The 24358-nt window shown below is 51.5% G+C and carries 20 protein-coding genes and 2 tRNA genes; 3 read left to right on the forward strand and 19 right to left on the reverse strand.

The window, feature by feature from the left end; translation table 11 throughout:
• The first annotated feature begins 232 nt into the window (after positions 1-232).
• Together ubiU and ACOZIO_RS16565 are read left to right on the forward strand one after the other, a co-directional pair.
• Positions 233-1228, forward strand: a complete 996-nt coding sequence (ubiU, locus tag ACOZIO_RS16560) for a ubiquinone anaerobic biosynthesis protein UbiU (RefSeq protein WP_129991634.1) — start codon at positions 233-235, stop codon at positions 1226-1228.
• Between the two features lie 14 nt (positions 1229-1242).
• The gene (locus ACOZIO_RS16565) at positions 1243-2121 is read left to right on the forward strand and encodes a U32 family peptidase (RefSeq protein WP_129954625.1); all 879 of its coding nucleotides are present in this window, start codon (positions 1243-1245) and stop codon (positions 2119-2121) included.
• 53 nt (positions 2122-2174) lie between these two features.
• Here ACOZIO_RS16565 and ACOZIO_RS16570 read toward each other — a convergent pair whose 3' ends face one another.
• From ACOZIO_RS16570 to ACOZIO_RS16580, 3 genes are read right to left on the reverse strand one after another with little or no spacing between them, the layout of a single operon-like run.
• Positions 2175-3338: an ABC transporter permease gene (locus ACOZIO_RS16570; protein WP_129954353.1), complete on the reverse strand. Its 1164-nt coding sequence runs from the start codon at positions 3336-3338 to the stop codon at positions 2175-2177.
• On the reverse strand, positions 3335-4507 hold the full coding sequence (locus ACOZIO_RS16575) for an ABC transporter permease (protein ID WP_421595531.1): 1173 nt from the start codon (positions 4505-4507) through the stop codon (positions 3335-3337). Before ACOZIO_RS16575 ends, ACOZIO_RS16570 begins: the two co-directional genes overlap by 4 nt.
• Positions 4504-5478: an HlyD family secretion protein gene (locus ACOZIO_RS16580; RefSeq protein WP_129954351.1), complete on the reverse strand. Its 975-nt coding sequence runs from the start codon at positions 5476-5478 to the stop codon at positions 4504-4506. Before ACOZIO_RS16580 ends, ACOZIO_RS16575 begins: the two co-directional genes overlap by 4 nt.
• A gap of 328 nt (positions 5479-5806) precedes the next feature.
• On the opposite strand from ACOZIO_RS16580, the gene ACOZIO_RS16585 reads away from it, so the two are divergent.
• The gene (locus tag ACOZIO_RS16585) at positions 5807-6832 is read left to right on the forward strand and encodes a luciferase-like monooxygenase (RefSeq protein ID WP_129954349.1); all 1026 of its coding nucleotides are present in this window, start codon (positions 5807-5809) and stop codon (positions 6830-6832) included.
• A gap of 83 nt (positions 6833-6915) precedes the next feature.
• On the opposite strand, the gene ACOZIO_RS16590 is transcribed toward ACOZIO_RS16585, so the two are convergent.
• From ACOZIO_RS16590 to ftsH, 16 genes are all read right to left on the reverse strand, one after another.
• The gene (locus tag ACOZIO_RS16590; RefSeq protein ID WP_129954347.1) at positions 6916-8829 is read right to left on the reverse strand and encodes a DEAD/DEAH family ATP-dependent RNA helicase; all 1914 of its coding nucleotides are present in this window, start codon (positions 8827-8829) and stop codon (positions 6916-6918) included.
• The gene (gene yrbN / locus ACOZIO_RS16595; protein WP_096335046.1) at positions 8819-8899 is read right to left on the reverse strand and encodes a protein YrbN; all 81 of its coding nucleotides are present in this window, start codon (positions 8897-8899) and stop codon (positions 8819-8821) included. The genes ACOZIO_RS16590 and yrbN overlap by 11 nt, the downstream gene beginning before the upstream one ends.
• Positions 8900-9014: 115 nt before the next feature.
• Positions 9015-9899 (reverse strand): lipoprotein NlpI, encoded by an 885-nt coding sequence (gene nlpI, locus ACOZIO_RS16600; RefSeq protein ID WP_129954345.1) that lies wholly within the window; start codon positions 9897-9899, stop codon positions 9015-9017.
• 129 nt (positions 9900-10028) lie between these two features.
• Entirely contained in the window at positions 10029-12152 is a 2124-nt protein-coding gene (gene pnp / locus ACOZIO_RS16605) for a polyribonucleotide nucleotidyltransferase (RefSeq protein ID WP_129954343.1), read from the reverse strand.
• Between the two features lie 273 nt (positions 12153-12425).
• Complete coding sequence (rpsO, locus tag ACOZIO_RS16610; protein WP_014333706.1) at positions 12426-12695, reverse strand: 30S ribosomal protein S15; 270 nt, start codon at positions 12693-12695, stop codon at positions 12426-12428.
• A 122-nt stretch (positions 12696-12817) separates the two neighbouring features.
• Complete coding sequence (gene truB, locus ACOZIO_RS16615) at positions 12818-13762, reverse strand: tRNA pseudouridine(55) synthase TruB (protein WP_129954341.1); 945 nt, start codon at positions 13760-13762, stop codon at positions 12818-12820.
• A complete protein-coding gene (rbfA, locus tag ACOZIO_RS16620; RefSeq protein ID WP_014333704.1) occupies positions 13762-14175 on the reverse strand; it encodes a 30S ribosome-binding factor RbfA in 414 nt (137 codons plus the stop codon). Before rbfA ends, truB begins: the two co-directional genes overlap by 1 nt.
• Before the next feature lie 77 nt (positions 14176-14252).
• Complete coding sequence (infB, locus tag ACOZIO_RS16625) at positions 14253-16946, reverse strand: translation initiation factor IF-2 (RefSeq protein ID WP_217138276.1); 2694 nt, start codon at positions 16944-16946, stop codon at positions 14253-14255.
• A 24-nt stretch (positions 16947-16970) separates the two neighbouring features.
• Positions 16971-18479 (reverse strand): transcription termination factor NusA, encoded by a 1509-nt coding sequence (nusA, locus tag ACOZIO_RS16630; RefSeq protein WP_013573819.1) that lies wholly within the window; start codon positions 18477-18479, stop codon positions 16971-16973.
• Between the two features lie 23 nt (positions 18480-18502).
• Positions 18503-18955, reverse strand: coding sequence for a ribosome maturation factor RimP (gene rimP, locus ACOZIO_RS16635; protein WP_014411570.1), 453 nt, complete (start codon positions 18953-18955; stop codon positions 18503-18505).
• 216 nt (positions 18956-19171) lie between these two features.
• Positions 19172-19248: transfer RNA gene (locus ACOZIO_RS16640), tRNA-Met, on the reverse strand.
• Positions 19249-19307: 59 nt separating this feature from the next.
• Positions 19308-19394: transfer RNA gene (locus ACOZIO_RS16645), tRNA-Leu, on the reverse strand.
• A gap of 86 nt (positions 19395-19480) precedes the next feature.
• Positions 19481-19816: a preprotein translocase subunit SecG gene (gene secG / locus ACOZIO_RS16650; RefSeq protein WP_129954337.1), complete on the reverse strand. Its 336-nt coding sequence runs from the start codon at positions 19814-19816 to the stop codon at positions 19481-19483.
• Positions 19817-20051: 235 nt separating this feature from the next.
• Entirely contained in the window at positions 20052-21392 is a 1341-nt protein-coding gene (gene glmM, locus ACOZIO_RS16655; RefSeq protein WP_129954335.1) for a phosphoglucosamine mutase, read from the reverse strand.
• Positions 21393-21394: 2 nt separating this feature from the next.
• Positions 21395-22234, reverse strand: a complete 840-nt coding sequence (gene folP, locus ACOZIO_RS16660; RefSeq protein WP_129954333.1) for a dihydropteroate synthase — start codon at positions 22232-22234, stop codon at positions 21395-21397.
• 125 nt (positions 22235-22359) lie between these two features.
• Complete coding sequence (gene ftsH / locus ACOZIO_RS16665) at positions 22360-24303, reverse strand: ATP-dependent zinc metalloprotease FtsH (protein WP_129954331.1); 1944 nt, start codon at positions 24301-24303, stop codon at positions 22360-22362.
• Positions 24304-24358 lie beyond the last annotated feature (55 nt).

Genomic DNA, 24358 nt, shown 5'->3' on the forward strand with positions numbered 1-24358 from the left:
CGGTCTATATCAATAAATACTGCAACAGAAAAACGCCACGTACAACCTCCCCGGGGGCGGTAAGCCCTTCAAAGCCGCAGAAACTGCCTCAAATCAAAATATTGCATCCCTGCATTCTCTAAAATAGTTCGCCAATCAAAGCCCTGACTGATGAATGAATGACGTCGGCAACTGGCTTTTCATCACCCCCAACTGTTCAGCTCTGGCTGACCGGTTGCAGTAAGGAACGAGAATGGAGCTACTTTGCCCGGCAGGAAATTTACCTGCGCTGAAAGCGGCGATCGACAATGGCGCGGATGCGGTTTATATCGGTCTGAAAGATGACACGAATGCGCGCCATTTCGCCGGCCTGAATTTTACGGAAAAAAAGCTGCAGGAAGCCGCCAGTTACGTTCACCGCCACCGTCGTAAACTGCATATTGCTATCAATACATTTGCCCATCCTGACGGTTATCAGCGCTGGGAACGCGCGGTAGATATGGCGGCACAACTCGGCGCAGATGCGCTGATCCTGGCTGATCTGGCGATGCTGGATTACGCGGCGAATAAATATCCTCATGTTGAACGCCATGTATCGGTGCAGGCTTCCGCCACCAACGACGAAGCCATTCGTTTCTATAAACGCAACTTTGATGTTGCCCGCGTGGTATTGCCGCGTGTGCTTTCCATGCATCAGGTGCGTCAGCTTTCCCGTACTACCGTTGTGCCGCTGGAAGTGTTCGCGTTCGGCAGCCTGTGCATTATGGCCGAAGGCCGCTGCTATCTTTCGTCCTATCTGACCGGCGAATCGCCCAATACCGTGGGTGCCTGTTCTCCGGCGCGGTTCGTACGCTGGCAACAGACCACGCAGGGCATGGAATCACGTCTGAATGATGTGCTGATCGACCGTTATGACGAAGGCGAAAACGCCGGTTATCCGACTCTGTGTAAAGGCCGTTATCTGGTGGATGGCACGAAATACCATGCGCTGGAAGAACCGACCAGTTTAAACACGTTGGAATTATTACCGGAACTGTTCGCCGCCAATATTGCGTCAGTGAAAATTGAGGGGCGTCAGCGCAGCCCGGCGTATGTCAGCCAGGTCGCACGCGTATGGCGTGCGGCCATCGACCGCTGCATGGCTGATCCGCAAAACTTTAAAACCGAGGAAGCCTGGATGAACACGCTGGGCTCCATGTCTGAGGGCACACAAACGACGCTGGGTGCCTATCACCGCAAGTGGCAGTAACTGAAGAGACGATGATGAAATATTCTTTAGGCCCCCTCCTTTATTACTGGCCGAAAGCACAGGTGGAAGACTTTTATCAGGCTGCGGCGACCAGCAGCGCGGATGTGATTTACCTCGGCGAAAATGTGTGTGCCAAACGCCGGGAAATGAAAGTGAACGACTGGCTGGAGATCGCGCGTCAGCTGGCTGCAACGGGTAAACAGGTGGTGATTTCCACGCTGGCGTTGTTGCAGGCACCGTCAGAGCTCAATGAACTGAAACGCTATGTGGAGAACGGTGAATTTTTGCTCGAAGCCAATGATTTCGGCGCGGTGAATATGGCGGCGGAACGCAATCTGCCATTTGTCGCCGGCCATGCGCTGAATTGCTACAACGCGGTCACGCTGAAATTGCTGCATAAACAGGGCATGGTGCGCTGGTGTATGCCCGTCGAGCTTTCCCGTGACTGGCTGGTGAATCTGCTCAACCAATGCCAGGCTTTGGGCATTCGCGATAAATTTGACGTAGAAGTGCTGTCCTACGGGCATCTGCCACTGGCGTATTCGGCGCGCTGTTTTACTGCACGTTCAGAAAACCGGGCGAAGGATGAATGTGAAACCTGCTGCATCAGTTATCCGCAGGGCCGTAAAATGCTGTCTCAGGAAAATCAGCAGGTGTTCGTGCTCAACGGCATTCAGACGCAAAGCGGCTATTGCTATAACCTGGGTAACGAACTTATGTCAATGCAGGGGCTGGTAGACATTGTGCGTCTGTCGCCGGAAACCATGGACACACTCGCCACGCTTGAAGCGTTTCGCACCAACGAACGCGGACTGTATCCGCTGACACTTACCGATAAAGCCGACTGTAATGGCTACTGGCAGCGTGTCGCCGGGCTGGAACTGCGCCAGTAACCAAAGACAAACAACACTAAGAAGGGATATGACCACTGCGCCATATCCCTTTTTTATGAGTGCGGAGGCTTCGGCCGGAACATCGCGCGCAGCCGGACGCCATCACGCAACATGCCCACGGCAATGCCAATGAAAGTGTAAAACACGCACAGGATCAGCAGCATCATAATGTCGCCACCCACGTCTTTAAACGGCAATCCCATCTGATTCACACCGGCAATGGCTTTGGTCGCCCACGTTGAAGGGAGCATGGAAGAAATCGCCCGAACCCATGCGGGCATCGCCTGCAACGGCCAGATGGTACCTGATATATAGAAGACCGGCGTAGTCAGAAACGCCAGCGTCAGGTAAATCAGCTCCACGCTGCGCAGACATTCCGTCACCAGTTTCCCTAAACCTAATACCGCCATCAGGAACGGAAACGTCAGCAGCAAAATCTCAGGAATGGTTGCCGTTTGCCGGTAACCCAATACCCAGGGCCACAATACGAACAATACAATCGACAGAAAAAGCCAGACCGGAATCAAGGCTGAAATTCCCCCCAGAAACGCCGGGATCGATGATTTCCCGGAAGGCCCGCTGTTGAGCACAATACTGACGCGCACACTGGCTATCAGTAATGAGTGCTGCAAAAGCATCACCAGTAAACCTGGAAAAATAATGGCGGCAAAACTGATGCCGGGGTTAAACAGATCAGATGACTGGCCCAGGATCGGCGAAAGCACCACGCTGGCCTGACGCTCACTGAAACCGTTGCTGAGCAGCAAATCTGTGTTGTACTGCGTCAGGATCGACTGATACGCCGACAGCACATCCTGTTGAATCTGCCCGTTTGCCAGCCGGTTGGTGGCATCACCATACACCGGGATCACAATATTTTGTCCGGCGAGGATCTTCTTCTCCAGATCGACCGGCATGATGATCACTGCGAACAGTTTTCGCAGCGCCAGATCGTGTTCCGCGTCAGCCAGATTGTCATACGCGACGGTGGCAATTTTCGACCCCGCATCAAGCTGGCGGGACAGCATGCGGCTGGCCGTACTGTGATCCTGGTCGATCACCGCGACGGGCAAGTCCCACACTGTTCTGTTGGCATAAACCAGACTCATCACACACAGTGAAAGCAGTAACATCATCCACATCGGTTTATCGAGCAAACCGGTCAGCACTTTACTGAAGGTTTTCCACCAGGTTTTACCCCATTCGCGACCCGTCATTGCCCTGGTTCCTGTTGTTTCATTCGCATATACAGGCGTTTACGCACCAGCAAACTGGTCAGCAGCGGATAGATCAGCAGAATGCAACACACCATCAGAATGCCGCGCACTGACACTTCCCGCAGGAAAACATCAAACATGGCGGCCAGCGCATAACTCAGCGGCTCAATACCGGAAATGATACGGGCTGGCAACGGCATCGACAGCACCGGCACCGCCATGCCCGAGAAAGTCAGCGCAATACTGACGAAAATCCCCATCATGGTGTAAGCCGTGATGGTGGTTTTAGTGAAAGTGAAAAGGAGTAATCCGAGGCTTTGTGCGGCGATCACATAGAAAAAACCGATCAGCAGCATATACAAAGGATTACCACTGACACGGGCGTCAAAAAACCCGACCAGCATGGCGATTTCCACCATCAGCAACGTGGTAAAACACAATGTGTATGGCGCGAGTTTGCCAAGCAATGCCAGTGTGAACGAAGGTGCGCCGAGTAATGCCTGGCTGCGCGCCATCACGTAAATCATGCAGGTGACAGTAAACAGTTGCAGCAGATGGATGGTCGCGGCAAATTGCTGATAATAAATGTAGCTGCCACTGGCGTTAAACAGGCTGCCGTACGAGAGATCTACACTTGCCAGCGAAGGCAGCGTTTTCCCCATTTCTGTCGCAATGATTGAACGGTAGCGGGTATTAAGGTCGGTGATCAGTCCGCTGAAATCTTGCGTGGAATATAATCCGGCACCGTAGAATAATGCGTTGTAATAGAGGACGGTGCCGGGCTGTTTTCCGGCCAGCACATCGGCTTCAAAATCGTTGGGAATATACAAAAGCGCATAATCCTGCGCGGTACGCAGACGGTATTCAGCTTCCGGCAAACCGCCTTCAAAAGCCTGCACGTGCGCGTGAGAACCGGCGTCCAGTTTGCGGACCAGCATTTTGGATAGCGGACTATGATCATTGTCGACCACAGATACCGGTAAATCCAGCAATGTACCTTCCGAGAAGTTACTGCTGATAAGCCCGAAAAGCAGCAGAGGAAAAATCCAGCACAACCAGTGGATCACCGGCTTGCGGAAAGCATGCCGGACCTCGCGGGTAAAAGCCCGACTGAAACAGCGCCATGCGGCTTTTACCCTTTCACTGCGCGGCGCTTTGACCGGCCTCATTGAGCTTGCCATTGCCACAATGCGCTCATGCCCTGACGTAATCCGGGCACAGGTTTCGCGGGATACAGACGCACTTCAAAAGTTTTTAAATCAAAGTCGCCGGTCGCTCGCGTGGCGCGTTTGGTCGCATAATCGCCAAGCGGAGCAAGGTAACGCACTTCCGCTTCGATCATCTGGTTATTCAGCGCGGGAACGCGTATCCGGACTTTATCGCCTTTACGCACGCCCGCCAGGATATCCTCCCGCAGGTTAAACACGAAATACGCATCAGGCAGACGAACCAACGTCAGTAACGGGCTCGAGGCGTTTTGCAACTCGCCGACCTCCACAGGAATCGGTCCGACCTCACCATCAACCGGGGCTTTGACTAATAAATCATCGGTTTGCGCTTTCACTTCCAGAAGGTCTTCTTCCGCCTGGCGCAACTGAGCGGCATAGCTTTCACGTTGCTCGACGCGGTCACCGTTGACGCCTTCATCCAGGTTGGCTTTGGCCACCAGCACCTGCTGATAAGCACTGTCGCGGGCGCGGCGGGAATCTTCCAAATCAGCCGCAGAAATGAAACCTTTGGATGCCATTTTGGCATTACGGTTATAAAGGTCCCGTGCATTAATGTATTCCGCCTGCGACTGCGCCAGCGTGGCTTTCAGATTGCGAATACTTTCTTCACGCGTGCCGTTAACGGAAAGATCAAGCTGCGCTTTTGCCTGATCGCGCGCCGCTTCAGCCGCACGTAACTGCGCCATTAATTCGGGGCTGTCGAGGGTAATCAATAGCTGTCCGGCTTTGACATCGTCACCGCGTTCTACATGACGTTCTGTCACCCGGCCTTTGGCTTTCGAGGCCACAATGACTTCCGGTGCATCCACTTCACCCTGCAATAACAGATCCTGATTGTGCGCCCGGAACAGCACAGCCAGAGAAACCGCTACTGCAATCAGCAGCAGGGTCAATAAAATTCGTTTACTCATCGGTACGACATCCTTTTTGTTTGCCTGTTTTTATCAGCGGCTTTGGGTATCCTTTCCATATTGTTGTCCTTTGTTGCATCAATCTCTTCAGGCGGAACATACAGATATCAGTGAAATCATAGCGGGATAAACAGAGCATTTTTAACTCAAAACAACATATTGGCTGAAATGATAGTTTAGGTTAATTCAATCATATTTTTGGATGTTTAAATGGCATTTAAGGGCACAAATGCCGTATTCAATCTATTACTATTGGGTGATACTCGTTCTAATTATGAGCGGAGTGAATACTTTCTCCACTCACCTCAATCAAGAGTGAGCTGCGATTATGTCTGATAAAAACACCGTCCCCCTTTCCGTTCTCGATCTGGCACCGGTTCCGCAGGGCGCCGATCCTGCCCGCGCATTTCAGTGTTCACTGGAACTGGCACAACATGCCGAGAAATGGGGCTACCAGCGTTACTGGATGGCGGAACACCACAATATGACCGGCATCGCCAGTGCGGCAACCTCTGTGCTGCTGGGTTATATTGCAGGTGGGACGAAAACAATCCGCGTGGGTTCCGGCGGCGTGATGCTGCCGAACCACTCACCGCTGGTGATTGCCGAGCAGTTCGGTACGCTCGCTACACTCTACCCGAACCGTGTGGATCTGGGATTAGGTCGTGCGCCGGGCACCGATCAGCGCACCATGATTGCCCTGCGCCGCCATCTCTCCGGTGAAATCGACAACTTCCCGCAGGATGTGCAGGAGTTGCAGATGTACTTCGGTGACGTTCAGCCGCAGCAACCTGTCCAGGCCGTGCCCGGCCAGGGTTTGCATGTGCCGATCTGGTTACTGGGCTCAAGCCTTTACAGCGCCCAGCTGGCGGCGGCGCTCGGACTGCCCTTCGCCTTCGCTTCACATTTCGCACCGGACATGCTGTATCAGGCATTAGCAATTTACCGCAGCAAGTTCCAGCCTTCTGCACAACTTGAGAAACCCCACGCCATGGTATGTATCAATGCCATTGCTGCCGACACGGATGAAGAAGCGCGCCGGATGTTCACCTCTAATCAGCAACAGTTCATCAATTTGCGCCGTGGAATGCCGGGTAAACTCCCTGCGCCGGTTGATAACATCGAAAGCTTATGGTCCGCTCAGGAACGCTTTGGCGTTGATAATGCGCTGCGTATGTCAGTGGTCGGCAATAAAGAAAGTGTGCGTCAGGGGCTGCAAAATATTCTGCGGGAAACTGAAGCCGATGAACTGATGATCAACGGCCAGATTTTTGATCATCAGGCACGCCTGCATTCATTCGAGATTGTTTCACAACTTCAGGGTGAACTGGTCAAAGAGCAACGCATCAGCTGACAGGTCAGGTAAATCGCAGGCATAAAAAAACCAGCCCGGAGGCTGGTTTTTTATTATCTGAAAATCAGCGAACTGAAAGCAGATTATGCGTCAGAAGTACGACGTGGTGCGCGGCTTGGCGGACGACGATCACCTGCGGCTGCAGAACCTTCACGACGGTCACCGCTGAAAGAACGTGGAGCACCGTTACCACGGCCACCTTCACGACGTTCACCGTTGAACGGACGCGGAGCACCATTACCACGACGCTCACCGCCAGCACCGGCCGGACGATCACGACGTGGAGCCTGTGGCACCGCATCACCGATCAGTTGCATGTTCATCGGTTTATTCAGGATACGTGTACGGGTGAAGTGAGACAGGATCTCGCCCGGCATACCTTTCGGCAATTCGATAGTAGAGTGCGTACCGAACAGTTTGATGTTACCGATGTAACGGCTGCTGATGTCGCCTTCGTTAGCGATAGCACCAACGATGTGACGAACTTCAACGCCATCGTCACGACCCACTTCGATACGATACAGCTCCATTTCGCCAGCGTCACGACGCTCACGACGCGGGCTATCGCCATCACGTGCAGGGCGGTCATTGCTGCGGGCCGGACGGTCACGACGATCACCACGGTCGCCACGTTCTTCGAATTCACGGCGTGGTGGGCGGCTTTTGAAGACCGGATCCGCTGCAACGATCAGAGGGCGTTCACCCTGTGCCATTTTCAGCAGTGCCGCAGCCAGTGTCTCAACGTCCAGCTCTTCTGCAGGTTGCAGTTTTGCCAGCAGCGCACGGTATTGATCCAGATCGCTACTTTCCAGTTGTTGCTGAACTTTCGCTGCAAACTTAGCCAGACGACGCTCGCCCAGAACTTCTGCAGTTGGGATTTCAACTTCCGGAATGGTCAGCTTCATGGTGCGTTCAATGTTACGCAGCAGACGACGCTCACGGTTCTCAACGAACAACAGTGCGCGACCTGCACGGCCTGCACGGCCGGTACGACCGATACGGTGAACGTAAGATTCTGAGTCCATCGGGATGTCGTAGTTAACCACCAGGCTGATACGTTCTACGTCGAGACCACGTGCTGCCACGTCGGTTGCGATCAGAATGTCCAGACGGCCATCTTTCAGACGTTCCAGAGTCTGCTCGCGCAGGGCCTGGTTCATGTCACCGTTCAGCGCAGCGCTGCTGTAGCCGCTACGTTCAAGTGCTTCAGCCACTTCCAGCGTCGCGTTTTTGGTACGTACGAAGATAATCGCCGCATCAAAATCTTCTGCTTCCAGGAAACGTACCAATGCTTCGTTTTTACGCAGACCGTAAACAGACCAGTAGCTCTGGCTGATATCAGGGCGCGTGGTCAAGCTTGACTGGATACGCACTTCCTGAGGATCTTTCATGAAGCGACGGGTAATACGACGGATAGCTTCTGGCATGGTTGCAGAGAACAACGCGGTCTGATGTTCAGCCGGGATCTGCGCCATGATGGTTTCGACGTCTTCGATGAAGCCCATACGCAGCATTTCATCAGCTTCGTCCAGCACCAGGCCGCTCAGGTTAGAGAGGTTCAGCGTGCCACGTTTCAGATGGTCCAGCAGACGACCCGGAGTACCCACAACAACTTGTGGTCCCTGACGCAGAGCGCGCAACTGGACGTCATAGCGCTGGCCGCCATAAAGGGCAACCACATTCACGCCATGCATGTGTTTAGAAAAATCGGTCATTGCTTCAGCAACCTGAACCGCCAGTTCGCGGGTCGGGGCCAGAACAAGAATTTGTGGTGCTTTCAGTGAAGCATCAATGTTATGCAGCAGCGGTAAAGAGAATGCGGCTGTTTTACCGGAACCTGTCTGAGCCATGCCCAGAACGTCGCGGCCATTTAACAGGTGAGGAATACACTCAGCCTGGATTGGTGAAGGTTTTTCGTAGCCCAAATCAGTCAGGGCAGAAATGATCGGAGCAGACAGCCCCAGGTCAGCAAAAGAGGTTTCAAGCTCAGTAGTCATGTACACGTGCCTCATTAATAATGGCAGCCAGTCTACATAACTCGTCGAGAAAATTTTCAGTCATTTTCATTGAAAAGTGTGAACCGGCTCAAATTAGATTATAAAACGAACAAAGCAACCCTCGCCCGTAAAGGCGCTAAAAAATGGTAAATACCATGATTTAAAAGGCTGATTGGTGTCGTCAGCTATTGCTGGTCCGATTCTGATAGGTCGTCTTGCTCATGGCCCAAAAGCGCCAATTCCAACAATGCATAGCGGTGCTCAACAAAGTTATGAACGTTGTTAGCTACCGTCAGTTTGAACAGTGCCGCAGCGCTGTTCTTGTCCCCCAGACTTAGGTAATGTTTACCTAAATAGAAGTCAGTTTCACTGAGATGCTCAGCGAGCGAAGTGTTATCCGTTGCTTCTGCCTTGAGGCGTTCCATCAGCGTAGATTCGCTGATTTTGCCCAGGTAGAATTCGACGATATTCCATCCCCATTGCCCTCTGTCCGCTTTGTCATAACGCTGTTGAAGCGCTACCTCGGCATCCTTCGGATTGATTTCTCGCTCCGCAAGATAAAGCCATAACGAACGGAAGGGATCATTTGGATCGTCTCGATAAAACGCCTGCAGATCATCCTGCGCTAACGAGAATCGGCCACCGTAATACAGTGCGATACCTCGGTTCAAACGCGCGTAGTTGTAAGTTGGATCAAGCTCTAGTACAGAATCAAACGCTTCATAGGCAGCATCGAAATTGCCTGCCTGCGTTAAGTAAATCCCCAGGTAGTTAAAAACTTCTGGCATATCAGGACGAATAGACAGCGCTTGTGAAAAATCATTTCGCGCCAGTGCTCTTAGCCCGAGACTATCATACAGCACACCGCGCTCATATAATAGCTGTGCTCTCTCATCATCGGTTAATGACCGACTGGCAAGTATTTGTTCCATGCGTGCCAGGATGACTTCCTGCTGCAACGTCGGTTGCAACGGAATCGCCAGAACTTCATTTTTACGCCAATCATGGTTGCTGCATCCTGCCAACATAAGTGCTGTCGCAACATAACACCAGCGCAAGAAAGGCTTCATTTCTACTCCCGGAGACAAACATTGGATGAACATCCTGTCATCCGCTTGCTTAACACAAACGCGTCCTGCGTCCGTGAGACGAACAGCTCCTTTCCAGATGGAAAGGAGCTGTAAAACTTCTGTTACAGATTATTCTGCTGCAGGTTGCTCAGTTGTTTCGTCCTGAGTAGGTGCGGTAGCTTCTTTGATGCTCAGACGCACACGACCCTGACGGTCAACTTCGAGAACTTTAACCGGAACTTCCTGGCCCATCTGCAGGTAATCAGTCACTTTCTCTACACGCTTGTCAGCGATTTGAGAAATATGCACCAGACCTTCTTTACCGCCGCCGATGGCAACAAATGCGCCAAAGTCTACGATACGGGTCACTTTACCCTGATAGATACGACCCACTTCGATTTCAGCAGTGATCTCTTCGATACGACGAATAGCGTATTTCGCTTTCTCGCCGTCGGTTGCTGCGATTTTCACAGTACCGTCATCTTCGATTTCGATCGTGGTGCCGGTTTCTTCGGTCAGCGCACGGATCACAGAACCACCTTTACCGATCACGTCCTTAATTTTGTCCGGGCTGATCTTGATGGTGTGAATACGCGGAGCAAACTGAGAGATATCGCCACGTGGAGTGCTGATAGCCTGTTCCATCACGCCCAGGATATGCAGACGCGCACCCTTAGCCTGGTTCAGAGCCACCTGCATGATTTCGCGGGTGATACCTTCGATTTTAATGTCCATCTGCAGCGCGGTGATACCGTCGCGGCTACCGGCCACTTTAAAGTCCATGTCGCCCAGATGATCTTCGTCACCCAGAATGTCGGACAGAACGATAAAGCTTTCGCCTTCTTTAACCAGACCCATTGCGATACCGGCAACAGCGGCCTTAATCGGAACACCTGCATCCATCAGGGCCAGAGATGCGCCGCAAACAGAAGCCATTGAGGATGAACCGTTGGATTCAGTGATTTCAGAAACCACACGCACGGTGTACGGGAAGTCTTCTGGTTTTGGCATCATCGCCAGCACGCCACGTTTAGCAAGACGGCCATGGCCAATCTCACGGCGTTTTGGCGAGCCCACCATCCCGGTCTCACCGACTGAGTACGGAGGGAAGTTGTAATGGAACAGGAAGCTGTCAGTTTTTTCGCCCATCAGCTCATCCAGGTTCTGTGCATCACGGGCAGTACCCAGCGTTGCAGTCACCAGCGCCTGAGTTTCACCACGGGTGAACAGAGCAGAACCATGGGTACGTGGCAGAACGCCAGTACGCACATCCAGACCACGGATCATGTCTTTTTCGCGACCATCGATACGCGGCTCGCCACGCAGCACACGGCTACGAACCACATTCTTCTCGATGCTGCCCAGGATGTCAGAAATTTCGCCAGCATCCAGGGATTCGTCTTCAGCTTGCAGAGCCTGAACAACGTCAGCTTTGATGACATTGATCTGGTTGTAACGTTCTTGCTTCTCGGTGATCAGGTACGCATCACCCAGACGGGATTCAGACAGTGCAGCGACACGAGCATGCAGCTCAGCGTTAACGGCTTCTGGCTGCCAGTCCCATTTTGGCTTACCGGCTTCAGCAACCAATGAGTTGATGTTGTCGATAACAATTTGTTGTTGTTCGTGGCCAAATACGACCGCGCCCAGCATCTGATCTTCACTCAGTACTTCAGCTTCAGATTCAACCATCAGAACCGCGCCCTGAGTACCTGCCACAACCAGATCCAGACGGCTTGTTTTCAGCTCATCAGCGGTTGGGTTCAGAACATACTGGTCGTTGATATAACCAACGCGTGCCGCACCGATCGGGCCATTGAATGGAATACCAGACAGGCTCAGGGCAGCAGATGCACCGATCATCGCAACGATGTCAGGGTTAACTTGTGGGTTCAGGGAAACCACAGTCGCGATAACCTGAACTTCATTCAGGAAGGAGTCCGGGAACAGCGGGCGAATCGGGCGGTCAATCAGACGTGAGGTCAGTGTTTCGCCTTCGCTTGGACGGCCTTCGCGACGGAAGAAGCTGCCCGGGATACGACCAGCAGCGTAAGTACGCTCCTGATAGTTAACCGTCAGCGGGAAGAAACTCTGACCTGGTTTAGCTTTTTTCTGGCCAACAACGGTCACGAATACCGCAGTATCGTCCATGCTAACCATAACAGCGGCAGTAGCCTGACGAGCCATCATGCCGGTTTCCAGCGTAACGGTGTGCTGGCCGTATTGGAATTTACGAATAGTCGGATTAAGCAATGTAATATCCTTTTGTATGACGCGCAGCTGTTATGACAGCAGTTCACGCCGATAAATATCCGAGCTTCTCACTACATTCTCGCGACTAATGACAATCCTTATATACCTGGCAATGTGGTAATAAAGTCTCTCATTAGCCGCGCGAAAACATCTGTAACGGAAGTTCATGTTCTTAGAATAACAGTAGAAACCGCAGCCATACAGTACCCTGATTTGGCTGCGCTTCCTAGAATAAAGGGGCCTATTGGCCCCTTTACACTGAAACTCGCTTGATTAGCGACGCAGACCCAGACGTTCGATCAGGCTGGTGTAACGTGCTACATCTTTACGCTTCAGGTAGTCCAGCAGTTTACGACGCTGAGAAACCATACGCAGCAGACCACGACGGCTGTGGTGATCTTTTTTGTGTTCTGCAAAGTGACCTTGCAGATGGTTAATTTGAGCAGTCAGCAGAGCAACCTGAACTTCGGTAGAACCACTGTCGTTAGTGCCGCGACCGAAGTCGGAAACGATCTGAGCCTTAGCTTCAACGCTTAGAGACATAATCTTACTCCAAAATATTATAGATAATTAAACGGGTGCCGATCTCTAATTCAGCAACCCAATGCATAAGCTGCGCTATTCTACCCTTTGCTATATATGATCGCAAGGTAAGCAGAAAGCGCTTAATCGGTGTATTCAACAACCAGACGACGAGGTGCAATACGACCCTCATCATCAATTTCTCCTACACCGATAAACTTACGTTCTTCGCCTTCAGTGATGCGAACCATACCGCTGACGGGCGCACCTGATGCCTGAACAGGTTGGCCCTGTTTGACATATCCGGCCACCATAGGTAACAGGTTAACTTCCGGGAAGTCTTCACATGCGCTATCCATCGGCAACAACAAAGGATCCAGCAGCAAGCGCGGCTCAATACCCTGCTCTTCTGCCTGAGCGATCAGCTCATGGAGTTTTTCCAGGGTGACCATTCGCTCTGAAGGATAAGTTGCCACCTGCAGACGACGCAGATAAGTCACATGCGCACCACAACCCAACTTCTCACCAAGATCATCGACGATAGTGCGGATGTAAGTGCCTTTTGAGCAATGAATCTCCAGCTCAACGTCAAAGCCTTCCCAGCGTATAAATTGCAATTCATACACCGTAATGCTGCGTGATTCTCGCGGAACTTCGATGCCCTGACGGGCATATTCGTACAGCTTTTTCCCTTCATATTTCAATGCGGAATACATGGAAGGAATTTGCTGAGTTTCCCCGCGGAAACTGTCGAGTGCGTCGTCAAGTTGTTGCCGGGTGAACGTCATTTCACGTTCACAAATGATGGCACCTTCAGCATCTGACGTATCGGTGCGTTGCCCCATACGGGCAATCACGCGATAGCGTTTGTCCGAATCAAGCAGGAACCGGGAGAATTTAGTCGCTTCGCCTAAACACAGTGGCAGCATACCGGTAGCCAAAGGATCAAGCGCGCCGGTATGGCCTGCGCGGTTAGCGTTATAAAGGCGTTTAACCTTTTGCAGGGCATCGTTAGAAGACAAGCCTAAAGATTTGTCCAGTAGCAGAACACCGTGTATATCACGGCCGCGGCGACGTGGGCGACTCATTATGCTTCCTCGTCATCGCCTGCAGCGGAACGGCGTTCAGCATCGTTCTTCACGACATTAGTCACTAGATTGGACATACGCATACCTTCAACCAAAGAGTTGTCGTAAGCGAAAGTCAGCTCCGGTACTACACGTAAACGCATCGCTTTACCGATCAGCGTACGAATAAAACCTGACGCGTCCTGCAAGGCTTTGATGCCATTTTTGACACGATCAGGGTCGTGATTATCAGTGGTCAGCACATCCAGGAAGGTGACGAACACTTTGGCATATGCCAGGTCGCGTGAGACTTCTACGCCTGAAACTGTCGCCATGCCTACGCGTGGGTCTTTGACTTCACGCTGTAAGATGATGGCGATTTCTTTTTGCATCTCCTGAGAGACGCGCTGAGTACGGCTAAATTCTTTTGCCATGAGGCTTTCTCCTTACTTGCTCCAGACAAATAAGGGGGCGCAAGGCCCCCATCTGGATATCAGCGACTTCGCAAACGTTAAGCGATAGTACGTTTGATCTCGATGATTTCGAAGACTTCGATCACATCACCAGTACGCACATCGTTGTAATTCTTAACGCCGATACCACATTCCATGCCGTTACGGACTTCAGCAACGTCATCTTTGAAGCGACGCAGGGATTCCAGTTCGCCTTCATAGATCACCACGTTTTCACGCAGCACACGGATTGGGTTGTTACGCTTGATCATACCTTCAGTCACCATACAACCTGCAATAGCGCCGAATTTAGGTGACTTGAATACGTCACGAACTTCAGCCAGGCCAATGATTTGCTGTTTGTATTCTGGCGCCAACATACCGCTCATTGCCTGTTTGACTTCATCAATCAGGTTATAGATAACGGAATAGTAACGCAGATCCAGGCTTTCACTTTCAACAACGCGGCGGGCAGACGCATCTGCACGGACGTTGAAGCCGAGGATGATCGCGTTAGAAGCAGCAGCCAGTGTCGCATCAGTTTCGGTGATACCACCGACACCCATACCAACGATCTTAACTTTAACTTCGTCGGTGGACAGGCTCTGCAATGCATCAGAGATTGCTTCACAAGAACCCTGGACATCTGACTTCAGAACGATGTTCAGTTCAGAAACTTCACCTTCGGTCATGTTCGCGAACATGTTTTCCAGTTTAGATTTCTGCTGACGAGCCAGTTTAACTTCGCGGAATTTACCCTGACGATACAGCGCAACTTCACGTGCTTTTTTCTCATCACGTACAACGGTAACTTCATCACCCGCAGCCGGCACACTGGACAGACCCAGCACTTCGACAGGGATAGAAGGACCCGCAGACGTAATGTCACGGCCCATTTCGTCACGCATCGCACGGACACGGCCGTATTCGAAGCCACACAGAATGATGTCGCCTTTGTTCAGCGTACCTTCCTGAACCAGCACGGTAGCAACCGGACCACGACCTTTGTCCAGGAAGGACTCGATCACAACACCACTTGCCATACCGCTACGCACCGCTTTCAGTTCCAGAACCTCGGCCTGCAGCAAGATAGCTTGCAGCAGATCGTCGATACCAGTACCGACTTTCGCAGAAACGTGGATGAACTGAGATTCGCCGCCCCACTCTTCCGGCATAACGCCGTACTGAGACAATTCGGTACGAACACGGTCCGGATCAGCATCTGGTTTATCAATTTTGTTTACCGCAACAACGATTGGCACGCCAGCCGCTTTCGCATGCTGAACAGCTTCGATGGTTTGCGGCATCACGCCGTCATCAGCGGAAACAACCAGAACCACGATATCTGTTGCCTGAGCACCACGAGCACGCATAGAAGTAAACGCGGCGTGTCCCGGGGTATCCAGGAAGGTAATCATGCCGTTTTCAGTTTCTACGTGATAAGCACCGATGTGCTGAGTAATACCACCGGCCTCACCTGCGGCGACTTTCGTGGAACGAATATAGTCGAGCAATGAAGTTTTACCGTGGTCAACGTGGCCCATGATGGTCACAACCGGAGCGCGAGGCTCAGCAGCTGCGGAAGCACCTGTGTCACGATCGCTCATCAGCGCTTCTTCCAGCTCGTTCTCACGACGCAGGATGACTTTATGACCCATTTCTTCTGCAACCAGCTGAGCAGTTTCCTGATCAATAACCTGGTTGATGGTCGCCATAGCGCCCAGTTTCATCATAGTTTTGATGACCTGAGAACCTTTGACGGCCATTTTGTTTGCCAGTTCGGCAACAGTAATGGTTTCGCCCACCACGACATCACGGTTTACGGCAACCACAGGCTTGTTGAAGCTCTGCTGCAGCGTGCTTGGTTTGCGTTTGCCTTTACCATTACGGCCAACAGCACGGGCTTCTTCGCGATCCGCTTTAGATTCGGACAGCTTGTTGCCTTTTTTCTGTTTAGTCGCTTTGCCACCGCGGGTACGGCTACGACGATCGCCTTCAACTTTGGCATCATTCTCGTCTTCGGCCGCACGTGCATGCGTAGAAGTGGTGACATGGTAGTCAGCAGATTCTGATTCGCTCGGCGCAACAGTTTCAGTCCAGACGCCAGAATCAGCCATTTTACGGGCTTCTTCTGCAACGCGTTTGGCGTTCTCTTCAATCTTACGCTGGGCTTCTTCTTCCGTTTTGCGTTTCAGCTCTGCGGCTTCAGCTTCACGGCGTGCTTTATCTGCCTGAGCTGGTTTGGTTACTTCATCGGTATTTTGATTGGTCACTTTATCTTTTTCCGCTGCGTCACGCTTAGCTTTATCAGCGGCCTCACGTTTAGCTTGCTCTTCGGCGGCGCGTTTGGCTTTTTCCTGAGCTTCGCGCTGGGCTTGCTCTGCTGCTGCACGCTGTGCCTGTTCTTCCGCGTCACGCTTCGCCTGCTCTTCCGCTTCGGCCTGGGCTAGTTCTGCCTCGGTCATATCACGTTTAACATAAGTGCGTTTCTTGCGGACCTCGATTTGCACCGATTTACTCTTCCCGCCGGTGCTCGGAATATTCAGTGTACTACGCGTTTTGCGTTGTAACGTCAGTTTGTTTGTCGCACCTGGGTTTCCACCATTGAGATGCGCCAATAAAGTTTCTTTTTCTTGCTGGGTCACAGAGTCAGCTTCGGACTTCGAGATCCCTGCATCAGCAAATTGCTGTACCAGGCGATCAACCGGAGTCTGAATTTCTGCCGCCAGCGATTTTACAGTTACATCTGTCATGCTGTTCCTTCCTGCTACAGTTTATTACGCGTTGTCGCCAAACCAGCAGATATTGCGCGCGGCCATGATAAGTTCACCAGCCTGCTCGTCAGTAAGACCTTCAATATCAGCCAGATCGTCGACACCTTGCTCGGCAAGATCTTCCAGCGTACAAACCCCTTGTGCAGCCAGTTTAAATGCCATACTACGTTCCAGACCCGCCAGGTTAAGCAGATCGTCAGCAGGCTTTTTGTCACCGAGACTTTCTTCCTGAGCTAAAGCCAGCGTGGTCAGCGCTTCTTTTGCGCGTTCGCGCAGCGCATCCACGGTGTCTTCATCCAGGCCGTCGATTTCAAGCAATTCATTAACTGGCACATAAGCCAGTTCTTCAAGCGTAGAGAAACCTTCTTCAACCAGCACCGTGGCGAAATCTTCATCAATGGCCAGGTATTTGGTAAAGGTATCAATCGCAGCGTGTGCCTCAGCCTGATGTTTGGCTTGCAGGTCGTCTGCTGTCATCACGTTCAGTTCCCACTTGTCATCACCACGATGCTGTTTCAACAATTGGGAAGCCAAACGCACGTTCTGGCCATTACGGCCAATCGCCTGTGCCAGGTTGCTGGCTTCAACGGCGATATCCATGGTGCATTTATCTTCATCAACTACGATGGAAGCGACGTCTGCCGGTGCCATTGCGTTGATAACGAACTGCGCAGGATTGTCATCCCAAAGGATAATATCAATGCGTTCACCGCCCAGTTCGCTGGAAACGGCCTGAACGCGTGCACCACGCATGCCGACACAAGCACCGACAGGGTCGATACGTTTGTCGTTAGTTTTTACGGCAATTTTCGCACGGGACCCAGGATCACGGGCAGCAGCTTTAATTTCAATCAGCTCCTCGCCAATTTCCGGCACTTCGATGCGGAACAGTTCAATCAGCATCTCGTTTCGTGAACGGCTGACAAACAGCTGGGCACCACGTGCTTCAGGGCGGACATCATACAACACGCCACGAATACGGTCACCAGAGCGGAAATTTTCACGAGGAAGCATGTCTTCACGCAGGATAACAGCTTCAGCGTTGCTGCCTAAATCCAGTGCAATACTGTCGCGGTTAACTTTCTTAACGACGCCAGTAACGATTTCACCTTGCTGCTCACGGAACTGATCAACCACCATCGCGCGTTCTGCTTCACGTACTTTCTGTACGATGACTTGTTTAGCAGTCTGTGTGGTGATGCGGTCAAAAGTGACCGATTCAATTTGATCTTCAATATATCCGCCGAGGTCGATTGACGGATCTTCGTATTGTGCAGCTTCAAGGGTGATTTCGCGGGTCGGCTGGGTCACTTCGTTCACTGCCACCCAGCGACGGAAAGTATCAAAGTCGCCGGTTTTACGGTCAATGCTGACGCGGACTTCGATTTCCTGCTCGTATTTTTTCTTGGTCGCCGTTGATAATGCAATTTCCAGCGCTTCAAAAATCTTCTCGCGCGGGAGGGATTTTTCATTAGAAACTGCTTCTACAACAGCCAGAATCTCTTTGTTCATCCTAGTTGCCTCTTCCAAACTCTTTAAAAGTGGGGTACCAGGTTCGCTTTCTGGATGTTGCTCAGTGCGAACACTTCATCTTTCCCTTCCACTGTCACCGTGATCATTTCGCCTTCGACAGCTTTAATGATGCCCTGCCATTTGCGGCGGTTTTGCACTGCCATACGCAAAACAACACTGACTTCATCGCCAAGAAAACGTTGATAATGTTCAGCGGTGAACATAGGACGATCAAGGCCTGGAGAGGAAACTTCCAGGTTGTAGGCGACAGTAACTGGATCTTCAACGTCCAGCACAGCGCTCACCTGGTGGCTGACATCAGCACAATCATCAACATTGATCCCGGCGTCACTATCAATATAGATGCGCAACGTCGATTGGCGAGCCCGAACGAACTCGATGCCCACCAGCTCAAAGCCAAGTGCCTCGACTGGTGCTGTAATCAGCTCTGTTAATTTTTGTTCTAATGTGGACAAGCCCACCCCCAAGACATAAAAAAAGGGCTAAATAGCCCAGTGATTCTGTTGCCAAATAACAAAAAACCCCGATAAATCGGGGCTTTATGCAACTGGACCCTATTCGCCGCATAGCGGCTTCGGTACAACTTTCGCAAAGTGTTGTTTTCAAATTGAAGCTGCAGAACATCACAGGAAGATACTGAAAGTCTATTTGAAATAAACACTTAGGGAAAGTGGTTGCGGGGGCCGGATTTGAACCGACGACCTTCGGGTTATGAGCCCGACGAGCTACCAGGCTGCTCCACCCCGCGTCCGAAAACGTGGCAAATACTACGCCGATAACCGCTAAAAAGCAAGTTATCATAAAGATTGGTACCGAGGACGGGACTTGAACCCGTAAGCCCATTCGGGCACTACCACCTCAAGGTAGCGTGTCTACCAATTCCACCACCTCGGCACTCTTTTTTTTCACAATCGCTTATACTGTCCAAGCACAAGCCACTGTTTCAAAACCTGTCTTCTATCTTAAAGATAGTTTACTGCTTAATGAGGAACGTCACTGTTAGGCGCTGCTGGAGCTGCCGGCGTAGTGGTCTGCTCAGTTTTAGCTGGCTGACTCAGGTTCTCCCACTCACTGCCTTTTTGGCCTTTATTGGTGCTCATGTTCCCGAGAATCAAACTAATGATAAAGAACAGTGCTGCCAAAATGCCTGTCATACGGGTCATGAAGTTACCGGAACCACTCGAACCGAACAATGTGCCAGAAGCACCTGCTCCGAAAGAGGCTCCCATATCAGCGCCTTTACCTTGTTGCAGCATAACCAGAGCGACAAGCCCGATTGCTACGATAAGGAAAATCACCAGAAGAGCGTCGTACATAGTAGTACCTGTATCCTCGCGGGTTCACCGCATGCCAATTGCTTCTCACCATTTAGCAGGTCATCAAAGGACCCACTGAAGCGGGTGTGAATACTAACCAAAGCCGTATTGCCGTGCAAGGGCAATTTTCATCAAATTGTTCGTTTGCGGAAAAAAACGGCAAATCGGCATGAAACCTGCTGCCCGAACGTCCGGCAGCAAGAAATCCACCGAAAATTTACCGTTTTTTATCGGCTTACGCTTTGACCGCTTTTACGGCATCAGCAATGCGGTTGGCCAGTTTTTCCACCAGTTGTGCGTCTTCCCCTTCCACCATTACGCGCAGCAGAGGTTCGGTACCTGATTTACGTAACAGCACCCGACCGCGGCCGGCCAGCTGTTTCTCAACGTCTGCCGTCACTTGCTTGACGTCATCAGATTCCAGCGGATCATGTTCACCGGCAAAACGGACGTTGATCAGGATCTGCGGAAGCAATTTCATGCCGCTGCAGAGGTCATGCAAGCTCATGTGGTTGCGCACCATGGCGGTAAGCACTTGTAACCCTGCCACAATGCCATCACCCGTCGTGGTTTTATCCAGCAGAATGATATGGCCAGAGTTTTCAGCACCAATGCGCCAGCCTTTTTCTTGCATTTTTTCCAGCACGTATCGGTCGCCCACTTTCGCCCGCGTAAAGGGAATACCGAGCTGTTTGAGCGCCAGCTCGAGACCCATATTGCTCATCAGCGTGCCGACCGCACCGCCTTTCAACTGCCCCTGACGAAGCCCTTCACGCGCAATGATGTAAAGGATTTGGTCACCATCAACTTTGTTGCCTTCATGGTCAACCATAATCAGACGGTCACCATCGCCGTCAAATGCCAGTCCGACATCTGCTTTTTCAGCCAGAACGCGCTGCTGCAACTGACGGACATCCGTTGCGCCGCACTCTTCGTTGATGTTCATGCCATCCGGCTCACAGCCGATAGCGATAACTTTTGCCCCAAGTTCACGCAACACACTGGGTGCAATATGGTAAGTGGCCCCGTTAGCGCAATCGACCACAATTTTCAGGCCGTTCAGGCTCAACTCTGTCGGGAATGTTCCTTTACAGAATTCGATGTACCGACCAGCTGCATCCACGATTCTGCTGGCTTTACCCAGTTCGGCGGACTCAACACAGGTCAATGGTTTTTCAAGCTCTGCTTCAATCGCCTCTTCAACCTCGTCAGGCAATTTGGTCCCGTCGATAGTGAAAAACTTGATGCCGTTGTCGTAGTAAGGGTTATGCGAGGCTGAAATGACAATGCCAGCTTCTGCACGGAAAGTACGCGTCAGATAGGCAACGGCAGGCGTTGGCATCGGGCCGGTGAAAGACGCCGATAAACCTGCCGCCGCGAGACCGGCCTCTAACGCGGATTCCAGCATGTAACCCGAAATGCGGGTATCTTTACCGATGATCACTTTCCGCGAACCGTGGCGTGCTAATACTTTGCCCGCAGCCCAGCCCAGTTTCAGAACAAAATCAGGGGTAATCGGGGTATCGCCCACTTTTCCGCGGATGCCATCTGTCCCAAAGTATTTACGGTTACTCATAATTAATTTTTATCCCTTGCAGAAAGTGTCGCTTCAACGATACGCATCGCTTCAACGGTTTCTTTCACATCATGTACGCGCACGATCCTGGCACCTTGCATGGCGGCAATCACAGCACAAGCCACACTTCCTGTAACCCGTTTTTCCGGGGAGACATGCAGAAGTTGCCCCACCATGGATTTCCTCGACATCCCTACTAACAACGGTATGCCAAAGTGATGGAAATCAGCCAGCCGTGCGAGCAACTGATAGTTATGCTCTAAATTTTTACCGAAACCGAAGCCCGGGTCGAGCAGCAATTTCTCTTTTGCAATGCCAGCGTTCACACAACGTGAAATTTGTTCAACAAAATACTGTTCCACCTGTGCAACAACATTATCGTAATGCGGGGCATGCTGCATCGTTTTGGGTTCCCCCTGCATGTGCATCAGACAAACAGGCAAACCGGTTTCGGCTGCAGCCTGTAGCGCACCGGGTTCCTGAAGCGAACGAATATCATTGATCAGATGCATACCCGCATGTGCCGCTTCCCGGATCACGCAGGCTTTTGAGGTATCAACAGAGATCCAAACATCAAAACGCCGTGCAATGGCTTCAACGACCGGCACCACACGGGCCAGTTCTTCATCCTCACTGACTTCTGCTGCACCAGGACGAGTCGATTCGCCCCCAATGTCGAGAATGGATGCGCCTGCATCAACCATTGCCTGAGCATGTCTGAGGGCAAGATCAAGTGTGTTATGTCGCCCGCCATCGGAAAATGAATCCGGGGTAACATTCAGGATCCCCATGACCTGGGGGAAAGTGAGGTCCAACCTGGACTCTCTGGCTGTGAGGTGCATAAATCACGTCCCTTCTGATCAATCAATAAAGGCCTTTTCAAATTTCGTGGTAAAGAATGCACGCATAAAAAACCCCGGGCAAGCCCGGGGTTGAGTGTTATCAGCGTTATTTTCCAATCAACAGCTTATTTGCCGCTGAATTGCTCAAACATCGTGTTACCAGGATTCGGTGTACGAGGTTCGTCAACAGGCGTTGGCGCTTTCGGGGCACCGCCGTCGCTGGAATTGCTGTTACCGTTTTTGCCGTTAGCGTCGTCCCAGCCAGCTGGCGGGCGAACTTCAGTACGGTTCATCAGGTCATCAATTTGTGGTGCATCGATGGTTTCATATTTCATCAGGGCATCTTTCATTGAATGAAGGATATCCATGTTTTCCATCAGCAAAGTACGCGCACGAATGTAGTTACGTTCAACCAGAGACTTAACTTCCTGATCAATGATGCGGGCGGTTTCATCAGACATATGTTTAGCTTTCGCGACTGAACGGCCGAGGAAGACTTCACCTTCTTCTTCTGCATACAGCAACGGACCTAATTTCTCTGAGAAGCCCCACTGTGTCACCATGTTACGGGCAATCGACGTCGCTACTTTGATGTCGTTTGACGCACCGGTAGACACTTTCTCTACACCATAGATGATCTCTTCAGCAAGACGGCCACCGTATAAGGTAGAAATCTGGCTTTCCAGTTTCTGACGACTGGCGCTGATCGCATCACCTTCAGGCAGGAAGAAAGTCACACCCAATGCACGGCCACGAGGAATAATGGTCACTTTGTGCACAGGATCATGTTCCGGAACCAGGCGACCAATAATAGCGTGACCCGCTTCGTGATAGGCGGTGGATTCTTTCTGCGATTCGGTCATCACCATGGAACGGCGCTCAGCACCCATCATGATTTTGTCTTTGGCTTTTTCGAACTCGACCATTGACACCACACGTTTGTTACCCCGTGCAGAGAACAACGCGGCTTCGTTAACCAGGTTCGCGAGATCTGCACCGGAGAAACCCGGTGTACCGCGGGCGATCACCGAAGCATCAACGTCAGTTGCCAATGGCACACGACGCATATGAACTTTAAGGATTTGTTCACGGCCACGAACATCTGGCAAGCCAACAACAACCTGACGGTCGAAACGACCCGGACGCAGTAACGCAGGATCCAGGACATCCGGACGGTTGGTTGCAGCAATAACGATGATACCTTCGTTACCTTCGAAGCCATCCATCTCAACCAGCATCTGGTTCAGTGTCTGTTCACGTTCATCGTGACCTCCACCTAAACCTGCACCACGCTGACGGCCTACGGCATCAATTTCATCGATGAAGATGATACATGGAGCTGCTTTCTTCGCTTGTTCGAACATGTCACGCACACGTGATGCACCCACACCCACGAACATTTCAACGAAGTCAGAACCGGAAATGGTAAAGAACGGGACTTTGGCTTCGCCGGCAATCGCTTTAGCCAGCAAGGTCTTACCCGTACCCGGAGGACCTACCATCAGAACGCCTTTAGGAATTTTACCGCCCAGTTTCTGGAAACGGCTTGGTTCGCGCAGGTAATCTACCAGCTCGCTTACCTCTTCCTTCGCTTCGTCACAGCCTGCAACGTCGGCAAAAGTCGTTTTGATTTGGTCTTCCGTCAGCATGCGGGCTTTGCTTTTACCAAAGGACATAGCCCCTTTGCCACCGCCGCCCTGCATTTGCCGCATAAAGAATATCCAGACGCCAATCAGAAGCAGCATCGGGAACCATGAAATAAAGATAGTCGCCAGGAAACTCTGCTGTTCAGGCGGTTCTCCAACAACTTTCACGTTTTTGCTCAGCAGCGTATCCAGCAATTTAGGATCATTAACCGGAATATAGGTTGTGTATTTGCTGCTGTCTTTTTTGATAACGTCAATCGCACGTCCATTGATACGTACTTCACGGACCTGGTCTTGGGCCACTTCGGTTGTAAAGGTAGTGTAATCTACCTTGTTACCATTTGATTCGCTGGGACCAAAACTCTGAAATACAGACATCAATACAACTGCGATGACTAACCAGAGGATCAGGTTCTTCGCCATGTCACTCAAGGGATTAACCTCATATTACAACTGTGTTAACAAACAGCGTTAGGGA

Origin of the sequence: Rahnella sp. PD4 (assembly GCF_049199325.1) — a bacterium.
GTDB classification, from domain to species: domain Bacteria; phylum Pseudomonadota; class Gammaproteobacteria; order Enterobacterales; family Enterobacteriaceae; genus Rahnella; species Rahnella perminowiae.

Coding starts and splice junctions, on each gene's coding strand:
- rpsO (WP_014333706.1), bottom strand. CDS start 12,695: ATGTCTCTAAGCGTTGAAGCTAAGGCTCAGATCGTTTCCGACTTCGGT.
- ftsH (WP_129954331.1), bottom strand. CDS start 24,303: ATGGCGAAGAACCTGATCCTCTGGTTAGTCATCGCAGTTGTATTGATG.
- nlpI (WP_129954345.1), bottom strand. CDS start 9,899: ATGAAGCCTTTCTTGCGCTGGTGTTATGTTGCGACAGCACTTATGTTG.
- nusA (WP_013573819.1), bottom strand. CDS start 18,479: ATGAACAAAGAGATTCTGGCTGTTGTAGAAGCAGTTTCTAATGAAAAA.
- yrbN (WP_096335046.1), bottom strand. CDS start 8,899: ATGAAAATGACTGAAAATTTTCTCGACGAGTTATGTAGACTGGCTGCC.
- ACOZIO_RS16590 (WP_129954347.1), bottom strand. CDS start 8,829: ATGACTACTGAGCTTGAAACCTCTTTTGCTGACCTGGGGCTGTCTGCT.
- glmM (WP_129954335.1), bottom strand. CDS start 21,392: ATGAGTAACCGTAAATACTTTGGGACAGATGGCATCCGCGGAAAAGTG.
- ubiU (WP_129991634.1), top strand. CDS start 233: ATGGAGCTACTTTGCCCGGCAGGAAATTTACCTGCGCTGAAAGCGGCG.
- truB (WP_129954341.1), bottom strand. CDS start 13,762: ATGAGTCGCCCACGTCGCCGCGGCCGTGATATACACGGTGTTCTGCTA.
- ACOZIO_RS16570 (WP_129954353.1), bottom strand. CDS start 3,338: ATGACGGGTCGCGAATGGGGTAAAACCTGGTGGAAAACCTTCAGTAAA.
- ACOZIO_RS16580 (WP_129954351.1), bottom strand. CDS start 5,478: ATGAGTAAACGAATTTTATTGACCCTGCTGCTGATTGCAGTAGCGGTT.
- infB (WP_217138276.1), bottom strand. CDS start 16,946: ATGACAGATGTAACTGTAAAATCGCTGGCGGCAGAAATTCAGACTCCG.
- folP (WP_129954333.1), bottom strand. CDS start 22,234: ATGCACCTCACAGCCAGAGAGTCCAGGTTGGACCTCACTTTCCCCCAG.
- ACOZIO_RS16575 (WP_421595531.1), bottom strand. CDS start 4,507: ATGAGGCCGGTCAAAGCGCCGCGCAGTGAAAGGGTAAAAGCCGCATGG.
- ACOZIO_RS16565 (WP_129954625.1), top strand. CDS start 1,243: ATGAAATATTCTTTAGGCCCCCTCCTTTATTACTGGCCGAAAGCACAG.
- secG (WP_129954337.1), bottom strand. CDS start 19,816: ATGTACGACGCTCTTCTGGTGATTTTCCTTATCGTAGCAATCGGGCTT.
- ACOZIO_RS16585 (WP_129954349.1), top strand. CDS start 5,807: ATGTCTGATAAAAACACCGTCCCCCTTTCCGTTCTCGATCTGGCACCG.
- rbfA (WP_014333704.1), bottom strand. CDS start 14,175: ATGGCAAAAGAATTTAGCCGTACTCAGCGCGTCTCTCAGGAGATGCAA.